We start from the raw sequence: 18970 nt of genomic DNA, 5'->3' as shown, positions 1-18970 counted from the left end.
AGCTGTTCTCGAGGAGTATGGTCCATGATCCCAACCATTTATGTCATATTCAATCTCGCCGCTGTCTTGCTTTTCTTCAAATACGGGCGACAAAATCTTCATACGCTAGAGGTTTTTACTTACTGGCTGATTGGTTCTCTTCTAGCACAAAACTACTCGGCTTTTACGAACCTGAACTTCAAGCTATTTGAGATACCGGATATCTTAAGTTTGGAGATGACCCATTTTCTCAATCGAATCGTGTTGGTTCCCGTCGTCTTCGTCTGGTTCTTGAATTCCTATGTGACCGGATCATCCTTTATTAAAAAGTTGGGCTCGGTGTCGGGTACGGTTTGTGTGTTAGTCGGTCTGGAGTGGCTTGAAGATGGGTTAGGTGTGCTCATTCATAACAACTGGAGATTGTGGTGGTCTTTTGCGGCATGGTCAACATTCAGCTTGGTAACCATCGGATTTATGAAGATCTTCCGAAAGAAACTCATTAGAGAGGTACCGCCAACATGAATTGGACGTTTGACTGGAATGAATGGTTTATGATCCTTTCCACTGTTGTATTTCTGATCCCGCTTTTCTTTATCCTTAGACACTTTACTTGGATTACTACGATTATGATCTGGATCTATAGTGTCGTGTATGTGGAATCGATTGATTACTTCCTTGTAGGCACGCCATTCAAACTGTACTATTTCTCAGATAATGAGACCTATGAACCTTCGGCGGTATTAATCCATTTAACCCAATACCCATGCTCTTCTTTAATATTTCTTTACTTTTATGATCGATGGAAGTTGAGAGGGTACAAACTCATTGGGTATATTGCGGTATGGACTGGGGTCGCTGTCGTCTATGAATGGTTATGTCTAATCAACAAGGTCCTTACCTATACAGGTTGGAAGTTGATCTACTCGATTCCTACCTATCCGATATCCTCTTTCCTCTTAATCGGTGTATATCATTTCATTCACAACCATCTGAAGGATCCACTTCCGCACACGGAAACACAACAAAAAGGCTAGAGAATAAACAAGCTTGATGCATTGGATTGATTGAATTTAAGACTTGATGCTTGCATCAGGTCTTCTTTTACATAATGTGATGTATACTAGATCACGAAATCTTGATGTTTTTGGTTATAATATCCATCTTGGGTTCAAACTAGCGTATGAGGGGGAATTAACATTGGGTTTTGATTTTTGTAGGCATGCAAGAAAGAAGGAGGAATTATTCCATGATGTTAAATTTTCCGTTAACGGCAGCTTTTATCTATTATTTTGGCTCAACTAATTAAGGTCCCCCTTAATCTCATATCGAATCGGTCATGGAACTCTATGCTTGCTTTTAGTACTGGAGGGATGCCTAGTTCTCATTCCGCAGCTGTAAGCTCCCTAACAACGGCTATTGGAATCCAGGAGGGAGTCTCATCACCTGTATTTGCAATTGCTGTAGTTGTAAGTCTTATAACTATGTTTGACGCCCAGGGTATTCGGCGACATGCTGGCGTCCATGCAACTTTTATTAATCGACTGGTCGAAGCTACTCCTATAATAGTTAAGGAAGGGAATACGAACAAAACATTAAAGGAATTGTTAGGACACAGGCCGATCGAGGTCGTGGTTGGAGCCTTATTCGGAATAGGGATTAGTATATTGCTATATGTGTTCTTTTAGGATTCCCACTGTGATCCAACGCGAAGGACCGTCCGGAGATGACCGGACGGCTTTTTTTTAGCCAATCAATGAGCGTGCTTGGGTGCCTGAATACTTCCCCCAGTTAAATGTTGTTCGAACATGTCGATGATAAAAAGAAATCGTTCAGCCTCACGGAATACATGATCTGCCAATAGCGGGTGAATAATACTCTTTATCTTACATGCATTAATTAAGTCTCTCGCGGTCTGTTTGAAGTCACGCAATGATTTTACCGATACGCGATTTTGATCCAAGAACTGGTCCAGCAACGGAACGGTTTGCGATTGCGGACGCATGGAATCCAGATCCTTAGCCTGAAATAACAGTTGATCAAAATCCTGACTAAAGCCGCGCGCCTGATCAACCAATAGCCTCTCGGAAGGGTCTAGTAAATGACCTATAAATTTGGCGTGGTCCGCCATGATACGCAGGAAAAAGACATTCTCATCGATAATAGCGTCGGGTAATGGTTCAAGCTTTCCTTCATTCAATTCCTCCAAACGATTCCTGAAGTAATTGGCTTCTCTGCTTGTATGATCCACTAATAATGGAAAGTTATTGGCCCCTGGCAGCTGACATCTCAGGATTAATCCCAGTACCTTTCGTTTGAATGCCCAAATGTGGGAGGCAGCTGTATGAACCTCCATATTAAATCGTTTGATGACTTGGGGATCTGTGTCTAAAGGAAGGGTATGGGATTTATTCTCAATGGCTTCAAAAACAGTGTAAAAATGATTAGCCTCATTAATTAATTGCGTATCTTCACATCTAAACCCTAACTTCAGAAATAAAGAGTGTTCCTTCATAATCCGAGACCAGAACCGCACTTCATCCAAAGACCTTACTACAAAAGCATCAGGCATAACTAGTTTACCTCCTGTGTTAGATTTCATTATTTATAAGCATATGCAGTAATTTTTTTAATATTTTTTGTCCTATCCGTTAACACCTAATCTTTTTTGACTCTGTCATTGTCGTCACAGTCACTAAGAACCAATTTGTTAGGATAGCCTAGCCCTGTTGAAGAAACTGGAGGTGTATATTATAGATCAGCTGCAATGCAAAAGTAGGAATGGGCAACGTGGAAATGTTATGCTAAGGAAAGGCGCGAGAGGAGCTGAACGCTATGTACATAATTGCGATGATTACAATGCTGATCGATCATATTGGAGTAGTCTTTGCTCCGGAGCAGCAGACGTGGAGAATAATAGGTAGAATGGCTATGCCTATCTATGCTTATTGCCTCGTTGCAGGGTATCGGCATACACGTAGCATATCGAGATATTTCAAACGACTGGTACTGATCGCGGTAGTTTCAGAAATCCCTTTCCTACTCGCAATGCAGAGTATTAAAGTCAATATAGTTGGCACTTTCCTTGTATGCTTCATCGCACTATTGGCGATAGAACGCATTAAGAACAAATTCGCTGTATCTGTTATTCTGGGGTTGAGCATTCTGCTGCTCGAAGCGGTGCCTTTTGATTACGGGGCATATGCGCTACTACTTGTTCTGGCTTATTACTATTTGAACTCTCATACACTAGTCGTCACCCACTTAATTCTTAATCTGGCCTATCTTATCCACAAAGGATGGCTGCTGCAATTATATAGTATCCTCCCGACGATGCTCTTAGTATATTGGCCTACAGTATTCGATCAGTTGGACAGGTTCAAGGTGAAGCGTTGGATTTGGAGAAGCTTTTATCCTGTACATTTGGCTGTACTTGGTATTATAGTCATATTAGTAGAAGGATGGTGAACCGTTTTGGCTGGCTGCATGACATTAGCGCAAGAGGATAAGAGGATACATACAAATAACCAGTCTAGGGGGCTAGTGAAGTGAGCAAAGGAAGAGTATGGAACAAAGGAAAACACAATGGCGGGCCTCCAAAAGGCAGCAAGAGCATAGCTCCAGCAAAGGCGATTGACGGTTTAAGAACAAATAATGAATCTGATGCAGGAGTTGGCGCACCTGGAGGCAACGACGGAGGAACTAGTCATCGGGTAGATCTCGTCAAGAGGATGAATCGTGATAATTGGGTGGAGAGGCAGACACGAGCGAGCCGAGATACTCCTAAATAATGTAGGCTACGACTACGAGGACATGTCCTCTCACAAATACGGTTATTCGCTTTGCGGATAGCCGTATTTGTGCGTTTTCATGGTAAATAAAGGATTATTAGTCGTCATTACAGAATTCAGTAACACTAGGAATTTCAAATAGAACCTAATAGCTGTATCCAATTTTATGAGTGAGGGTCATAGAGTGGAGGTGCTTAATGATAAGAAATGGGTTATTCCTATTCTCGCTTATCCTACTATTCACCTGGGCATTTAGCGGGGGAGTGTATGAGGTTGTTAGAGTAAAACCTGAAAGTACACACTGGTCAGAAGTAAAGAAAGGCAAATACGTGGCGAAACTTGAAGCAAGCAAACAATCTTATAGAACGGATGAACCCATTAAAGTCTGGTCCACGATAACCTATAACGGGTATAAGCCATTTAAACTAATCTATCATGCCGCTTCCATTTTTCATATGAACGTGTATGGCGTAGACCATGATTATTACAGTGACATTCATATGAAGATGCCGCGCATTACGACAGTGTTGTATAGAAATGTTTCACGCAGAAATGAATTTAATGTCATTAATAAATTAAAGCTCCCACCTGGCAAATATCGAATTGAATCTGTAGCTGACTTTTCTACCAAAGTTGAAGGTTTAAACAGGGAAGTAAAGATTCCAACACAACTAATAATTGAAATTACAGAGTAAATTTGTTTCATACATATATGAAAAACGAGTTAACATGGAAAGGAGAAGAAATGAAAATTAAGTTGAAGTTGGCATTCATTTTAATATTATTCTTATCGAGCGTTAGCATAATTAAGCCTGAACAGGTTTTTGCATGCAGCTGCATGGATTCACCCGTTGAGAAGAAGTACGAGATGGCAAGTGTGATCTTTCTAGGTACAGTGGTTGAGAAGGACAAAGAAGGTGGAAATGTATTTGAAATAGAGCGGACATGGAAAGGGGAGTTACCGAATAACTATGTTTTCGGCGGTTTTTTTGGAATGTGTGGAATTGAATTTGAGCTTGGAGTTAAGTACTTAATCTATTCAGAAAACCTAAAGGGTAAAGAAACAACGAGTATATGCAGCGGAAACTTGTTGGCATCCGAAGCTCAAAAGGATATTAAGATTCTAGATGGTATTGTTAATCCCAGAGGGAATCTATATTTATCAATTGGTATCCTAGCTGCATTGGGTTTTCTTGTGGTCATGATGTGGAAGGTCAAACTTAAGGGTAAGATCAAGTAGATCACTCCGGGGGTAAGCGTAATGATAAGAACATTAGTAATAGGAATTATTATTATACTGTTCCTGTCTTCATGCAGGGCCTATACTTTGCAGGATGCACAAACGAATGGAGATATTATTATAGGTTCAGACGCACTCCTGAATACTGAGAAAATAATGACATTTATGACTGCAGTAGAAACGAATGAGGTCAGTAAGCTGAGGATAACGGGTTATACAGAAGAAGGAGATCCGATAATTAGTGACTTGCAATATGAGGACAAAAGGATTCAATACACTTATGATAACTCACGAGATAAACATGGGGGGAAAAGAAAGGGTAAGTCAAAAACTACGTGTGATAAGATCGAGAGCAGAGATGAGATTCGTTCGGACCATTCTAAGGGAAAGCAATATATTCTAACAGGTTGTGATCAAATAATCGGGATACATGACTCGGACAATGAAGAAATCCATTTGTTGTTCATTGAACAGCAATGAGTAGTATCGCAGTAGGTGGTCCATCCGTGCATCGCCAAATATGTTTCAAATGTTCGGAGAAGGGTAATATAGAGTAAGTGGGAAGTGGTATTTGATCAAACAGCGCAAGGATTACAGATTTGTTGTGATCCCGAAAGGTTGTTGATTCACCATGAACTCTCTAAAAAGGAAAATAAGATCGAAGCTTCGTCGATACTTTTCAGGTAAGGCACCCTAGCGGTTGGAAAATAGCTTAACCATTAAGTTAATAACACTTCCCACATAAAAAAGACTCCACGAAAATTATCGTGGGGTCTTTGCTTATGGTTCAACAAAGAAGACTGTTGACCAATATTATCTTGGAAATTATGATTGTATACAACAACATGAATTGAGGTTTAGGTATTAGACTCCGAAGGAGATGTTGAGATGACGCACGCAAGACCTCCCTGCTAAGACTTAGAATCATATGGTTCACGTGCTCCTCCATGATTGGATTGTTATTCCTTGCAATCTTAGATGGAGAGGAGCATATCGATGAACTATAAGACGAACATATGGATATTGTATGTAAATCGTTTCTTTAGCAGCCTGATACCTGCCTATGTAATCGAGAGACTGTTCTGGGAACAAAGAGGCATGACCATACAGATGGTAGTATACACGGAGATAATATATGCCATCACTATTATTTTACTTGAAGTTCCCACTGGCATACTCGCCGATAAGTGGAGCCGGAAGAACATGATCGTGATAAGCGCAATTCTGGGGTGTTCGGAATTTCTAATCTTGTTGTTTGCTACGGAATTCTGGCATTTTGCTTTAGTTGTTATTCTTGCGGGGATCTCCCGAACCGCATCGAGTGGCTCTGAAAATGCCTTGCTTTATGATTCGTTACAGATGGCTGGGAAAGAACAGTCATTCGAGAAAGTTCTCGGGCGTATGAATGTATGTGATTACACATCCATCATAATTGCAGCCTTGAGCGGGAGTTTTCTGGCTAACCAGTTTGGGTTTGAGTTGAATTATTGGATATCCTTGGCAGGAACGCTAGTATCTTTGGGTGTAACCCTAATGCTGGTGGACCCTGCAGTAATCAGGCACTCCGATGCATCAATTGGAATCAAACATTATATAAAAGCCTCAGTGCTCTTTTTCAGGACAAATCTTGGAGTATGCCTTGTAGTGCTGTCGGGAATGGTTACTGGCGCAGCTCTGAATTTCATCGACGAATTTTGGCAGCTTTATCTGGATAGACTTGGGATTTCTGTCGTGTACTTTGGGTTATTCTCAGCAGGCTTCATGCTCTTAAAACTTCCTGGAAATATTTTTGCGCATATTTTGAAGAGCTGGTTTAGTTATAGGACTTTGTTGTCTGGGGTGACCGCTGTACTTGCTGCTGGATTTCTATATATATCGGTGGTACAAGACTATACGGGCTTGATTGCGATGTCCCTGATTTGTTTGTTTTCAGGTGTTATAGAACCGATTACAACTGGATATTTGCATCACAGAATGGATTCATCCATGAGAGCTACCATTGATTCGTTTCAATCTCTAGGGCTAAATGCGGTACTTATGATATCAGGGTTAGGCTTTGGCTATTTCTCATCCAGATGGGATATATTCGGAGGATATGGGTTCCTTTCCATCATTTGCAGCATGTTCTTTGTATATTTTGCAATCGTTTCGAGAACAAAAGTGGATTAGAATTTGTAATAGTATTGAAATGTTATATTCATCTGTCCTTAATGAAACAAGATTATAATAGAACTCGACCCCCTTTTTATAATATAAACCTTTAGACCCGCGGCCCGTTGCTGTGGGTCTCTTTTTATCCAAACTGCAATCTACAAAATAGTGGTATCTTGTTGTCGACGGTCCCTACCGCGGCAATAGTTGCGAATCCTTTAAAGAACTGTAGTCAATCATTCGAGTACATCACAGCACTAGGAAGGAAGAATGCAAATGATGAAGGTCACCGAAAAGCGAATCACCGTATCCTTAGAGCCTCCAACGGAATCGAAATATATTGAGCTCTTGAACGATTATTTTGCTGCCTCCGAGCGAAACAGCAGAGCTTCCTCCATTCAAGAGAAAAAACAAATTATGGCCATAAAAGATAACATGGCGATCTTGTGCAACAAGAACCCGCTAAAGCTGCAAGTCTTGAAGACGATCATCAAGGAGGTTGATGATGCAAGGGAGAAACTGCTTGTTCTTTCCAAATCAAACGCCGTCGCGGCTGAAATATATAAAGAACTTGCTGTTGACGAGGAAATAAGAGGGGTCCTGCTGCTTACAACTGAGCTTTCTATCCATCAGATTAATCAAAAGCTCGATCGGTTCAACAAAAGCTCGGGTTCCACCGTTCTGATTGTTACTGACGCGATCAATACGGGACTGGATCTCACAGCAGCTAACCATATGGTCCATTATGATTATCCAGGCAGATACTCTGAGATTCTTCAGCGCCACCACCGAATTATGAAACAAACTTCATACCATAGCAACGCAACCGTGTATTATCTGGTAACGAAGGATAGAATCGACGAGTTCGACTATCGCGAATGCCTAAATGAAAGAGAAGCGATAGAAAGAACGAGCTTGAACGTTAATTAAGATTCAATGAGTTTATGACCGACTTGCAGCTGAACAACTTTTCTGAAATCCCCTGTTTACTATTAAGGAGATAATGCCACAATGGTGAGAAGGGGGATCGGAGATGCTTTTTACACCCATTAAGCCAATGATTGTAAGTATCGGACAAGAGCCATTCGATCATGATGAGTATTTATTTGAACCGAAATGGGATGGATGGCGTATACTTCTGCACAAACAAGGCGATCGAATTGAAGCCTATACGCGAAATGGAAATAACGTAACGGCCAAGTTTCCAGAGTTGCAAGAAGCGAAATCGGCTATTAAAGTTCATACTGGTATTTTTGATTGTGAAGGGATTGTATTACGAGGAGGCAGGCCAGTTTTTGATGATTTCTCATATCGCGGCCGTATAAGCACCTTTGCGAAGATCCAATCTGCCAGACTAACCCATCCAGCAACTTTTGTTGTGTTCGATGTTCTATATACAGATCGGGAGCATCTCAATGAACCTTTGGTACAAAGGAAACAACGAATCAGTGATTGTATTGAAGGAACGTCCTGTATTACGCCTACTCTGTATCTCGATGGACAAGGGAAGGCATTATTCGAGCTTACCAAAGAACGAGATATGGAAGGCATTGTAGCCAAGCGCAAACTTTCGAGATACTATATCGACACCAAAAGCCCCGATTGGCTGAAGATCAAACATTTCAAAACAATAGATGTGATGATCTTGGGTTATAGAACGAGTCCATTCGGATTAGTGATCGGATTGAATTTCAGAACGGTGAAGAATAAGCCTGTAGGTGTTGTGGAGTTTGGATTCAAGCTTGCAGATAAACATTTGTTTCTGGAGATGGCAGATCAACTGTGTACGCATAAGGATGAGAAAACACAGTGGATTGAACCTCGCCTATGCTGCCGGATTGAATATTTGGAACGAACGGATACCCATCATCTAAGAACGACCTTGTTCAGAGGATTCTTATTCGATAAGAAACCGGAAGAGTGTATATGGAGAAGTTAGGGTGAATATCGACCCTTTTATCCAGACATAAAAACGCAAACCAGCCTGTACGGACTGGTTTGCGTTTTTTATTTCTCACGAGAATAGTAATCTGTTATCTGCGTCTTCTGAATATTTCAGCGAAGTTGTTCGGAGCAGAGCCTCGATTCTGGATTCGATTGATTTGCTGGGTAGTCAACCTACGGCGGGACATGACAAAGGATGAGGTCACATCATTAAAACCGCTTAAGAAGGAAACGTCAAAAGGTCCCCGGAACACACGCCGATTACCTTGGTAGTTAGCATCTGAGAATAACACCAAAGTAATGTTAGCATTTCCAACAAAGGAGAAGCTGGACAGAACATCATTAAAGTTAAATTCCACTAGATTGCGCACACCCAAATTTCCGCGAAAAACCAAACGTCTTCCCGAGAAATTAGCATCACTCCAGATCGTCAATCGAGGGAGGAGCTGCTTAGTAATCACTTTTCGTTTGGCAGAGCTCATTACACGACGTCTCATATGATCACCTCCTTGTGAGAGTAATATATGAGACTGGTGCTCTGCTTGGTTGTACACATTCCCTACATTACTAATTATTAATAGAAAAAGGCGTATGTTAATAGACTGCTATATTCATAGTTGCGATAGGGTTGATTATTTCTGAACCCGATTGTAATATCAATAATTGGAACGTATATTCGATTGTTCCCTTAATCCATCAGACAGGAGGAGCGTCTTCCATGTCTTTCTTGTTCCAGGCCAATGAGTATCCGGAGAGTCCCGGCTGTTATCTGATGAAGGATACCGTTGGAGAGATTCTGTATATCGGGAAATCCAAAAATTTGCGCAGTCGTCTGCGATCCTATTTCCAACAAGAACACTCTCGCAAAAAGATCAGGCTCCTGGTTAGTCAGATTGCTACGATTGAAGTGATTCTAGTCAATAATGAAGCGGAGAGCTTACTGCTAGAGAACAATCTGATTAAAATCCACAAACCGGCCTATAACCGGGCATTAAAGAAAGAAAATAGCGGGTATGCTTACTTACAGCTGACGGAGGAGCGGTTTCCGCGTCTCTACGTTTACTACCGTAATCGTACAGAGACCTCATCCATGACCCAGCAGCAAGAGGATTTATCGAACGGACATCGTTTAGGGCCTTTCAGTAGCAGGTATTTCCGCGACGCTTTACTGGAATTCGTGACTGATCATTTCGGATTACGTACGTGCAGCACTATGCCCAAGCGGGTGTGTCTGTTGTATCACATTAAGAAGTGCTGCGGTATTTGTGAAGGGATGATTTCGGAGGAGGAGTACATAGAACGTGTGAAGCAAGCAGCAGCGCTGCTTACGAATCGCGGTGAGAAGCTTATTGAAGCTATGTATACCAAGATGCAGGTCTACTCGGAGCAGCTTGAATTCGAGAGAGCGGCGAATATGCTTCAACATATCCGTAATTTGGAAAAGGTTCCTGATAAGCAGATTGTTGACAGGGAAGGAAATCTTAATCAGGATGTGTTGTATTTTGGCGAGGATGGACGGGTGATGCTCGCTAAGGTACAGGAGGGGATGCTGAGGGATTTTCAGATGTTCGAGCTGGAGCGTGCATATGCGGAGATGGCATGTGATCATTTCATAGTGAAGCACTATGTTGGAGAAAGACCGGATGAGCTAATTGTGAACAAGATTGCCAACTTGAAGAAGGTGACAGCTCTCCTAAGAGTAAAAGGGGCTAAACCGCTTCTGATTACACAACCCAAGAGAGGGTTAAAGTATGATTTGTTGCAGCTTTGCAAAAACAACTATGAATATCGTACAATACGGAGTGTTATCCATTCTGACCTGGAAGGATAAGGTTTACTTTATAGGCGGATGGTAAATAATTATGGCATATGAGAAGGAAAATGATCCAAATGAAGGGAGGATGGGGCAATGTCTCTTCCTGAGAATGCAGACAAACAACTCGATGTTTTAACGAATATTATGCAAAATGCCTTATCGATGGAACTGAGAGTGAAATCTTCTGAAGTCGATGCTATCATCAATAGCATGGAGGAATATGGGTTCAAGTTCAAGAATTCATGGCCATCTATGGAGTTAAGAGATTATACCGTAATAGATTTTTGGAAAAAAGAACTAATCAAGATTTCAACATCATCGGAGTAAAAATACAGGAGCTGCTATTAAGCAAGCTCAACACAAAAGGTCGCGTAACCCGCGCCCTTTATTTGATTTTCTCTCGATCCGCAGTTTGTTGTGTCTTATCGTTTGTTCATGATATAAATGTAGAATAGCATTCTTAGGGGAGGCGATTATGTGAGCAGTGTAGTGAAAATCGAACAATTAGTATCGGTCGATGAACATAGGGATCAGCTCTCTGAACTTTTGATAAATGTAGTAGAGGATGGTGCATCGATTGGGTTCTTACCTCCATTGGACCTTACAGAAGCAGGAGTCTATTGGGACAATGTAATTAATCCTGAAGTGGTTCTATATATTGCAAAAGTCAACAACCAGATTGTCGGAAGTATCCAGTTACATCTGTGCGGGAAGCAGAACGGTGCACATAGAGCGGAAATTGCCAAATTAATGACACATCCTGATTTCCGGCGAAAAGGGATCGCCACTTCGCTCATGAATGAGGCGGAGCAAAGAGCACAGCAGGAGGGAAGGTCCCTGTTAGTTCTAGATACCAGAGAAGGGGATCCTTCTAATTCACTCTATATCTCAAGAGGTTTTGTTCTAGCTGGACGTATACCTGCTTATGCGAAATCAGCAGATGGCGAGCTGCATGCAACAATTTTTTATTATAAAATCGATGGTTGTGATCAATAAAGTAAAAAAGCAAACGTAAAGGGAGGTCAATCCAGTGGAAGAAGTCATCATAGTGGGCGCCGGTCCCTGTGGATTATCAGCGGCGGTCGAACTGGAGAAAATCGGGATACGACCGCTGCTGCTTGAGAAAAATTGTGTTGTACATTCGATCTATCAGTACCCGGTGAACCTGCAATTTTTCAGTACACCCGAGCTGCTAGAAATAGGCGGCATTCCGTTTGCGACACCGAATGAGAAACCAATGCGCCAGGAGGCGCTTACTTATTACCGCAAAGTGGCGCAGCATTTCGATCTTCGGATCCAATCCTACGAGGCCGTGACAACGATCTCTAAGGCGAATGGGACATTCCTGCTGCACACGTCCGATAGGTTCGGCCGGACTTATGAATACGAGGCGCGCTATGTCATAATGGCCACAGGTTACTTCGATCATCCGAATATGATTGGAATCCCAGGAGAGGACCTGTCCAAGGTGAGTCATTATTACCGTGAAGCTCACCCATACTCAGGTATGAAGGTGGCGATTATTGGAGGCAATAATTCTGCAGTAGACGCTGCTATGGAGCTGCAACGCGTCGGTGCAGAGGTCACCGTCATCTACCGTCAGGATACGTACTCATCCAACGTCAAACCTTGGGTACAGCCGATATTTGAAAGTATGGTGAACAAGGGCCGCATCCGAATGTTATTCCGATCAAGCGTCATCCGAATCGATACGCATTCGATCACCATAAGGGCTGAGGGTGAGGAACAGGTGCTTGATAATGACTTTGTGTTGGCGTTGACTGGGTTCCGGCCAGATCGGTCGTTCTTGCAAGCGATCGGCGTGCAGCTTCAGGGAGACTACGGGATTCCTGTCCATGATCCAGCAACTATGGAGACGGATGTAGAGGGGCTGTACATTGCTGGTGTTATCGCTTCTGGGGCGAACGCCAACGAGATATTCATCGAGACAGGACGGAAGCACGGAAAGTGGATTGCTGAGCATATCGCAGAGAAGAAGCGAGAGTACTAAGGAATCTAGTAATTGTTTATTGAGGGCTGCCGATTCATATCTGGCAGCTTTTTTCTGTATAACCCAGCTGCTGAGATATTTTTAATGCGGCCATTTTTACTTTCTCCGCTACCATTGGAATGGATTGTATAGACAGATCCGCTCTCAAGGAAGTGATACTAATTGCGGCGACTAACTTTCCATCATGGCTAAATATAGGAGAACCGATGCAGCGAATCCCATACTCTCCTTCTTCATCCTCAACAGCGTAACCTAAACTCCTCGATGCCTCCATCCCTAGTTTAAACTCCTGTGGCGACGTTATCGTGTTTTCGGTTTTAACAGGCAGTCCGACAATTTTTATCCATTCATCAAGCTGGGCTTCGGAAAATTGACTGGCTAATGCTTTCCCGACTCCAGAAGCATGAAGCGGCAGCCGCTGACCGATATAAGTGGAAAATTTCACGAAAGACTGATTTTCTACTTTCTCTACATACATAGCCTCGTACTTGTCCAATACGGCGAGATGAACAGTAAAGCCTGTTTCCTTGAGAAGGTCCTCCATATACGGCTTTGCCACTTTCCGAAGATCCAATTTATTCAAGACATTTAGACCGATATTGATGAACTTATTGCCTAATCTATATTTTCCATCACTTGTTTTGGTGATGTATTCGTGCTGATCTAAGGTATTCAGAATAAAGAACACACTAGTTTTAGGAATATCCACCCGTTTACAAAGCTCACTCACTCCAATCGGTTCATTCTCAATAGATAAAGTTTCAATGATGGAGAGGGCCTTTTCGAGAGCGGGCACATTATATTTATTCGATTTGTCCTTGGTTTGAGTCACTATTCCACTTCCTCTTTATTAGAATTCTCCTAACCATTCCTTCGAAGCCGCATCTCTTGTGTAGGGTAGCCATAATCGAGTCGTTGTGTTCATAAACACTGTTTTAAATCAGTTTGGAGTTATTATATTAAGCCAGGTCTCCCATTTATACTACAAAACAAAAATCGGTATGTTTTTTAAAAATAAAGCATATTTGGACAGGGCCTTATTATAAATTATTAAGAGTTTAAACAGAGTTTAACAAAAGGGAAGACGTATAAGCTCGGACGGTTGGAATAAGTATGCGCGATGAGAACCGTTAACCCTAATCAAGGAGGAGAAGCCAGATGTTACAAGCGGGTGCTTCCAAGAGAAATATTAATCCTTATTTGTCAGTTCCTCATGCAGGCTGGGGAGCCCAGATTCATGTTTTTGCCAAAGGTGTTGAGGCTGATTTCTTCACGACCGTGCTGAGCATATCCGATGGACAAAAGGATTGTCTGATTATCGATATCGACACTCCCTTGACTTCTATGGAGCAAACGGGGGTCATTCGTAGAGCTGTTTCAGATGCCACAGGAATTCCCGTATCCTCGATTCGTCTCTCCATTACTCACACTCATGCCGGTCCAGTTATTTGGAGCAATTATTATGAAGAAGGGAAAGAAGCCGTCTCCCATTATGTCAAGTACATAGAGAAACAGACCGTTGCTGCCGCAATTGAAGCTCGACAAGAGATGAAGCAGGTTAGAATTGGAGCGGGTACAGGGGTCTGTGATATTGGCAAGAATCGAAGACAATGGTTAGAAAGCGGCAGAATGGTGGTTGGGTATAACCCCGATGGTATTACGGATCCTACGGTCGGTGTCATTCGTTTTGAAGATGAGACAGGTGTGTTAGTGGCCAATATTGTTATGTATTCCTGCCATCCGACCACATTAGGGTTCTCGAATCAATTGCACAGTCCTGAATATCCAGGTGTGATGAAACAATTCGTGGAGCGCAATATTGGGGGAACGTGCCTCTTCATGCTGGCATGCTCCGGGAACATTGGACCGGGACCCGAAGGATTCAAGAATAATGTTGCAGCGATGAGGCGAATGGGGACAACACTAGGAGCAGAGGCTGTAAAGGTGTCAACTTCGATTGAAGCGGCCTTGTTCGAGCATAAGTTCGAGGAGGTTGTGGAATCCGGTGCTTCACTGGCACTATGGGATTCCAGGAAGAAGGACCAGAATTTAGACATAGAAATCCATACTGCTGCTATTCGACTTCCCATCCAATTGAAGATGACATTGGAGGAAGCGCAGACAACGTATGAGCAGTATGAAAGGGAGCTCTCCCGATTGATACAGGGAAAAGCTCCAAATGAACAGATCCACGAATTAACCTATAAAGCCAAACGGGCGAATATCGCACTAGATGTGACGAAGAAGAACTTCGGGAAGACGGAAAGAGCAATAGAGGCTCAGTTTATTCGCCTGGGTGATGTCGTACTGATCGGCGTGCCCTTGGAGCCCTTTGTTGAAATCGGCATGAAGATTCGCGAGCTTTCTCCATTTTCCTTTACTTTTTTTACAGGCTACACGAACGGTTGGGACGGATATTTGCCGAACGAAGCTGATTATCCATTTGGTGGGTATGAGGTAGAGAACTATCCTTTCGCGCCGGAATCTGCCGAATATTTGATCCAGGAAGTAGTGAACATCTTGAATACCCTCAAGAAAGGGATTTGATTAATTGGCACTTGTTCATAGAGGAACAGTGCCTTTGGCTTTTGGGGCATCACTCTATAGGAGGAAATGAACTTGGAGCGAGATTATTTGAGCGAGATATTCAGCCTGCAAGGACAGGTTGCTATTGTTACAGGAGCAAGCAGAGGGCTTGGACAATCAATGGCTATAGCACTTGGAAGGGCAGGGGCCAGTGTCTGCATAGTAGGACGCCAGCCTAATATGGATCAGACCAGACAACTGCTGCAGCAATACGAAATCGATCATTTAGAGGTGATCTGTGAGCTGACTTCCTCCCAAGGGATCCATACGATTATGGACTCGACAATGAATCGGTGGGGAAAGCTTGATATTCTGATTAACAACGCCGGCACCTTCCTCCGTAAACCTTCTACGGATTGGACTATGGAAGAGTGGGATTCAGTTGTCGACCTTAACTTAAGATCGGTATTCGAGCTCTCGCAAGCAGCTGGCAAGCTTATGCTGCAGCGTAATTCAGGCAAAATCATCAATATTGCTTCGGTCCTTTCTTTTCAAGGAGGGTATACCGTTCCGGCCTATGCCGCTAGCCGTCATGGAGTGCTTGGATTAACAAAGGCTTTGGCTAACGAATGGGCTAGTCAAGGCATCAACGTGAACGCAATTGCACCAGGATATATGGATACCGATCAGAATATAGACTTGTTCCATGATCCAATACGTTCCAAACAACTATTTGCACGAATTCCTGCACAAAGATGGGGCCTTAGAAATGAAATCGATGGTGCATGTCTATTTCTTGCCTCATCCGCCTCCAACTATGTGCACGGTCAAGCTCTTATTGTGGATGGAGGCTGGATGAGCCGATGAATCCAAATGATCCTCATTTGTTCTCGACGCCTTACGGAGCGCCGTTAGTTCCTCAATTCCCCATCCAGTTTCGGAATACTGCTATTTTAACTATCGTTTATAGAACTCGACTTCCTGCTGTAGAACGCCTAATACCTAAGCCCCTTATTCCAGGCAGTGATATAGTCATGGCGCATTTTTACCATATGAAAGATCCGGACTTTTTTGGTCCTCATTATGAATTCGCTGTTCAAGTCGATGCGGTCTTGCCGAATAGCGATATTCGCGGAGCTTACTCTCCGTTTCTTATGGTAACTACGGAGGGCGGCCTTGCGACTGGAAGAGAAATCTACGGGCAGCCGAAAAAGATGGGAATCCCATCGGTTGAAATGAATGGCGATCTAATTGTCGGTCGGGCAAATCGAAATGGGATTGACATTGCAATCGGTACTTTGCCCTATAAACAAACCAAGGCAGAGGTTAAGGAGATTACAGATTATTTTCCGTTTACTACCAACATTAATTATAAATGCATCCCGCATATAACAGGTATACCTGCTATTCGACAATTAACGGCTCGGAAATTCCAAGACGTGCATGTCTATGAGTGTTGGAAGGGAGCAGGCACGATAGAAATTCATCCCAATGCACAATTCCCGCTCTATCAGTTACCTGTTTGTGAGATGTTGGAAGGCTTCTATTGGACTGTGGATCTGACACTTCCATTCGGCGCAATCATTCATGACTACCTTTTAGAGAAGGAGAGTTGATGTATCGTGAAGATCAAGGAGGTCCGATCCTATACACTCAATCTCCCATTAGAGAAACCTATCTATACGAGCAATCTGATGATTAACCAGAGAGACTATGTTTTTGTAGAAATTGAAACGAATAGCGGGTTGAAGGGTCATGGCTACGGATTCGCTAGAGACGGTCTAATCCGGGATTGCATCATCCACAATTTGAGACCTATCCTGCTTGGGCAGGATGCTTATCTCACAGAGAAGCTGTGGGATGAGATGTATATGAAGACACGTTACCTGGGGCGAAAAGGAATGATGATGCGAGCCATAAGCGCCGTTGATATCGCATTGTGGGATCTGAAAGGAAAAGCAGCGAAACTTCCAGTATGGAAGATGATAGGCGGTTATGGGAATGAGGTAAAAGCTTACGCAGCCGGAGGCTACTATAGAAAAGATCAGACGATGGATGAGCTAAAGAGTGAGTTTCTAAACTACCAGAAGCAACAATTTCTAGGAGCCAAGATGAACGTCGGGGGTCTTCCGATGAAGGCGGATCTGGAACGGATCGAGGCTGTTCGATCTGTGATTGGCGATGAAATGGACCTGATGATTGATTTTAACGGATCGTTAGCTTCAGCTAAATACGCCGCATTATTCGCCCAGCAGGCAGAACCTTTCCGGCTTCATTTTATCGAAGAGCCGTTTCTTATTGACAATATTCCCGCTATGCGTGAGCTTCGCACAAGGACACACATTCCAATTGCAGTTGGTGAAGACGAAAGCGGCCGATGGTCGTTCAAAGAACTGATCACCCAAGGTTGCTTGGATATAATCAGACACGACGCCACATTGGTCGGGGGGATTTCCGAGTGGATTAAAGTAGCACATTTGGCCCAAGCATTTCAGATTCCAATTTTCCCTCACTGGTTTCCCGAGATTCACATCCATCTTGCAGCTGCGTTCCCGAATTGCATGGGGGTGGAATTAATTACACCAGAGAGCGGTGTTATGAACTTTCACCAACTGATCCATAATCCGATTCAACAACAAAATGGTCGTGCCTATGCACCTGAGGAACCGGGTCTCGGATTGGATTGGAATTGGGAACGCTTAACTCAAGCCATACAGTAAAGGGGGGGCTCACATGTATACTCTGCAAGGTAAAACAGCTCTTGTTACCGGGGCGGCTCAGGGAATTGGATATTCGATAGCCTTGAGGTTGGCTCAGGCAGGCGCGAATGTATCGCTTTCTGATATACGGCTCGATGCACTGGAGCAAGCTGCAACAAGGATTAGCGACATTACGGGAAAAGCGATAGGTGATGAAATTCACTATTCTCAAGTGGATGTAAGCCGGTCTGATCAAATTAGCGGCTGGATCCGTAAGGCCGTGGAGAAATGGTCGCGCGTCGATATTCTGATCAATAATGCCGGCATTCAGTTAAATCGTGCCTCTGTGGAGCTTACAGATGAAGAGTGGCGTCAAGTCATGGGCATTAATTTGGACGGAGTCTTTTATTGTGCAAGAGAAGCAGGCAAGGTTATGGTTCAGCAAGGGAACGGATGTATCATTAATCTGTCATCGGTGGCGGAGAAATTCGGGCTGCCGCGAAGGCTCGCATATGGGGTGGCCAAAGCCGGTGTCTCCTCCATGACCCGAGTGTTGGCATCAGAGTGGGCAGAACACGGGGTACGAGTGAATGCAATAGCCCCCGGTTATGTACGCACTGAGCTTGTCTCTCACGCATTGGAGCAGGGTCATATCAATCTTCCCGAAATTGTGTCCAAAATACCGATGAAAAATCTGACCGAGCCTTCTCAAATCGCGGAAATGGCGTTATTCCTGGCCTCGGACAGCTCAGCTTATATTACGGGTCAAGTCATGTTTGTGGATGGCGGATACTCGATAAGCAAATAAAGGGGGCT

General features: G+C 43.2%; 23 protein-coding genes. 20 read left to right on the top strand and 3 right to left on the bottom strand.

Annotation, left to right across the window (positions count from 1 at the left end; all coding sequences use genetic code 11):
* The first annotated feature begins 24 nt into the window (after positions 1–24).
* The 3 genes from AC58QD_RS01140 to AC58QD_RS01130 all read left to right on the top strand — a co-directional run bounded on the left by AC58QD_RS01140 (position 25) and on the right by AC58QD_RS01130 (position 1664).
* Complete coding sequence (locus AC58QD_RS01140) at positions 25–501, top strand: hypothetical protein (RefSeq protein ID WP_497329132.1); 477 nt, start codon at positions 25–27, stop codon at positions 499–501.
* On the top strand, positions 498–1013 hold the full coding sequence (locus AC58QD_RS01135) for a hypothetical protein (RefSeq protein WP_497329130.1): 516 nt from the start codon (positions 498–500) through the stop codon (positions 1011–1013). The genes AC58QD_RS01140 and AC58QD_RS01135 overlap by 4 nt, the downstream gene beginning before the upstream one ends.
* 255 nt (positions 1014–1268) lie before the next feature.
* Complete coding sequence (locus tag AC58QD_RS01130; protein ID WP_497329128.1) at positions 1269–1664, top strand: divergent PAP2 family protein; 396 nt, start codon at positions 1269–1271, stop codon at positions 1662–1664.
* Positions 1665–1729: 65 nt separating this feature from the next.
* On the opposite strand, the gene AC58QD_RS01125 is transcribed toward AC58QD_RS01130, so the two are convergent.
* Complete coding sequence (locus tag AC58QD_RS01125; protein WP_497329126.1) at positions 1730–2548, bottom strand: DUF2935 domain-containing protein; 819 nt, start codon at positions 2546–2548, stop codon at positions 1730–1732.
* 263 nt (positions 2549–2811) lie between these two features.
* Between AC58QD_RS01125 and AC58QD_RS01120 the strand changes: the two genes are divergently transcribed.
* The 8 genes from AC58QD_RS01120 to AC58QD_RS01085 all read left to right on the top strand — a co-directional run bounded on the left by AC58QD_RS01120 (position 2812) and on the right by AC58QD_RS01085 (position 9097).
* Complete coding sequence (locus AC58QD_RS01120) at positions 2812–3444, top strand: TraX family protein (protein WP_497329124.1); 633 nt, start codon at positions 2812–2814, stop codon at positions 3442–3444.
* A gap of 80 nt (positions 3445–3524) precedes the next feature.
* Positions 3525–3767 carry a hypothetical protein gene (locus AC58QD_RS01115; protein WP_497329122.1) on the top strand — a complete coding sequence of 81 codons (243 nt, stop codon included), beginning with the start codon at positions 3525–3527 and terminating at the stop codon, positions 3765–3767.
* 197 nt (positions 3768–3964) lie between these two features.
* Positions 3965–4462 (top strand): hypothetical protein, encoded by a 498-nt coding sequence (locus tag AC58QD_RS01110; protein ID WP_497329120.1) that lies wholly within the window; start codon positions 3965–3967, stop codon positions 4460–4462.
* A 50-nt stretch (positions 4463–4512) separates the two neighbouring features.
* Complete coding sequence (locus tag AC58QD_RS01105; RefSeq protein ID WP_497329118.1) at positions 4513–5007, top strand: hypothetical protein; 495 nt, start codon at positions 4513–4515, stop codon at positions 5005–5007.
* Between the two features lie 21 nt (positions 5008–5028).
* Positions 5029–5487, top strand: a complete 459-nt coding sequence (locus AC58QD_RS01100) for a DUF4362 domain-containing protein (RefSeq protein ID WP_497329116.1) — start codon at positions 5029–5031, stop codon at positions 5485–5487.
* 516 nt (positions 5488–6003) lie between these two features.
* Complete coding sequence (locus tag AC58QD_RS01095; protein ID WP_497329114.1) at positions 6004–7176, top strand: MFS transporter; 1173 nt, start codon at positions 6004–6006, stop codon at positions 7174–7176.
* Between the two features lie 258 nt (positions 7177–7434).
* Entirely contained in the window at positions 7435–8088 is a 654-nt protein-coding gene (locus AC58QD_RS01090) for a C-terminal helicase domain-containing protein (protein ID WP_497329112.1), read from the top strand.
* A gap of 103 nt (positions 8089–8191) precedes the next feature.
* Positions 8192–9097 carry an ATP-dependent DNA ligase gene (locus tag AC58QD_RS01085; RefSeq protein WP_497329110.1) on the top strand — a complete coding sequence of 302 codons (906 nt, stop codon included), beginning with the start codon at positions 8192–8194 and terminating at the stop codon, positions 9095–9097.
* A gap of 94 nt (positions 9098–9191) precedes the next feature.
* On the opposite strand, the gene AC58QD_RS01080 is transcribed toward AC58QD_RS01085, so the two are convergent.
* Positions 9192–9599, bottom strand: a complete 408-nt coding sequence (locus tag AC58QD_RS01080; RefSeq protein ID WP_497329108.1) for a peptidase inhibitor family I36 protein — start codon at positions 9597–9599, stop codon at positions 9192–9194.
* 221 nt (positions 9600–9820) lie between these two features.
* Here AC58QD_RS01080 and AC58QD_RS01075 point away from each other — a divergent pair, with 221 nt between their 5' ends.
* The 4 genes from AC58QD_RS01075 (at position 9821) to AC58QD_RS01060 (ending at position 12929) form a co-directional block, all read left to right on the top strand.
* Positions 9821–10933 (top strand): GIY-YIG nuclease family protein, encoded by a 1113-nt coding sequence (locus AC58QD_RS01075; RefSeq protein WP_497329106.1) that lies wholly within the window; start codon positions 9821–9823, stop codon positions 10931–10933.
* 78 nt (positions 10934–11011) lie between these two features.
* Complete coding sequence (locus AC58QD_RS01070) at positions 11012–11245, top strand: hypothetical protein (protein WP_497329105.1); 234 nt, start codon at positions 11012–11014, stop codon at positions 11243–11245.
* A 162-nt stretch (positions 11246–11407) separates the two neighbouring features.
* A complete protein-coding gene (locus tag AC58QD_RS01065) occupies positions 11408–11914 on the top strand; it encodes a GNAT family N-acetyltransferase (RefSeq protein ID WP_497330036.1) in 507 nt (168 codons plus the stop codon).
* A 34-nt stretch (positions 11915–11948) separates the two neighbouring features.
* A complete protein-coding gene (locus AC58QD_RS01060; protein ID WP_497329103.1) occupies positions 11949–12929 on the top strand; it encodes a YpdA family putative bacillithiol disulfide reductase in 981 nt (326 codons plus the stop codon).
* Positions 12930–12963: 34 nt separating this feature from the next.
* On the opposite strand, the gene AC58QD_RS01055 is transcribed toward AC58QD_RS01060, so the two are convergent.
* Positions 12964–13761 carry an IclR family transcriptional regulator gene (locus AC58QD_RS01055; protein WP_497329101.1) on the bottom strand — a complete coding sequence of 266 codons (798 nt, stop codon included), beginning with the start codon at positions 13759–13761 and terminating at the stop codon, positions 12964–12966.
* Between the two features lie 326 nt (positions 13762–14087).
* On the opposite strand from AC58QD_RS01055, the gene AC58QD_RS01050 reads away from it, so the two are divergent.
* The 5 genes from AC58QD_RS01050 (at position 14088) to AC58QD_RS01030 (ending at position 18962) form a co-directional block, all read left to right on the top strand.
* Positions 14088–15476 carry a hypothetical protein gene (locus AC58QD_RS01050; RefSeq protein WP_497329099.1) on the top strand — a complete coding sequence of 463 codons (1389 nt, stop codon included), beginning with the start codon at positions 14088–14090 and terminating at the stop codon, positions 15474–15476.
* Positions 15477–15548: 72 nt separating this feature from the next.
* Positions 15549–16322 (top strand): SDR family oxidoreductase, encoded by a 774-nt coding sequence (locus AC58QD_RS01045; protein ID WP_497329097.1) that lies wholly within the window; start codon positions 15549–15551, stop codon positions 16320–16322.
* Positions 16319–17071, top strand: a complete 753-nt coding sequence (locus AC58QD_RS01040) for an acetoacetate decarboxylase family protein (protein ID WP_497329095.1) — start codon at positions 16319–16321, stop codon at positions 17069–17071. The genes AC58QD_RS01045 and AC58QD_RS01040 overlap by 4 nt, the downstream gene beginning before the upstream one ends.
* 6 nt (positions 17072–17077) lie before the next feature.
* Positions 17078–18175 (top strand): mandelate racemase/muconate lactonizing enzyme family protein, encoded by a 1098-nt coding sequence (locus tag AC58QD_RS01035; protein WP_497329093.1) that lies wholly within the window; start codon positions 17078–17080, stop codon positions 18173–18175.
* Between the two features lie 13 nt (positions 18176–18188).
* On the top strand, positions 18189–18962 hold the full coding sequence (locus AC58QD_RS01030; RefSeq protein ID WP_497329091.1) for an SDR family NAD(P)-dependent oxidoreductase: 774 nt from the start codon (positions 18189–18191) through the stop codon (positions 18960–18962).
* Positions 18963–18970 lie beyond the last annotated feature (8 nt).

Source organism: Paenibacillus sp. J2R1T-4 (genome assembly GCF_059692235.1).
The sequence above is the reverse complement of the archived record's forward strand: the minus strand, read 5'-3'. Positions and strand labels throughout refer to the sequence as shown.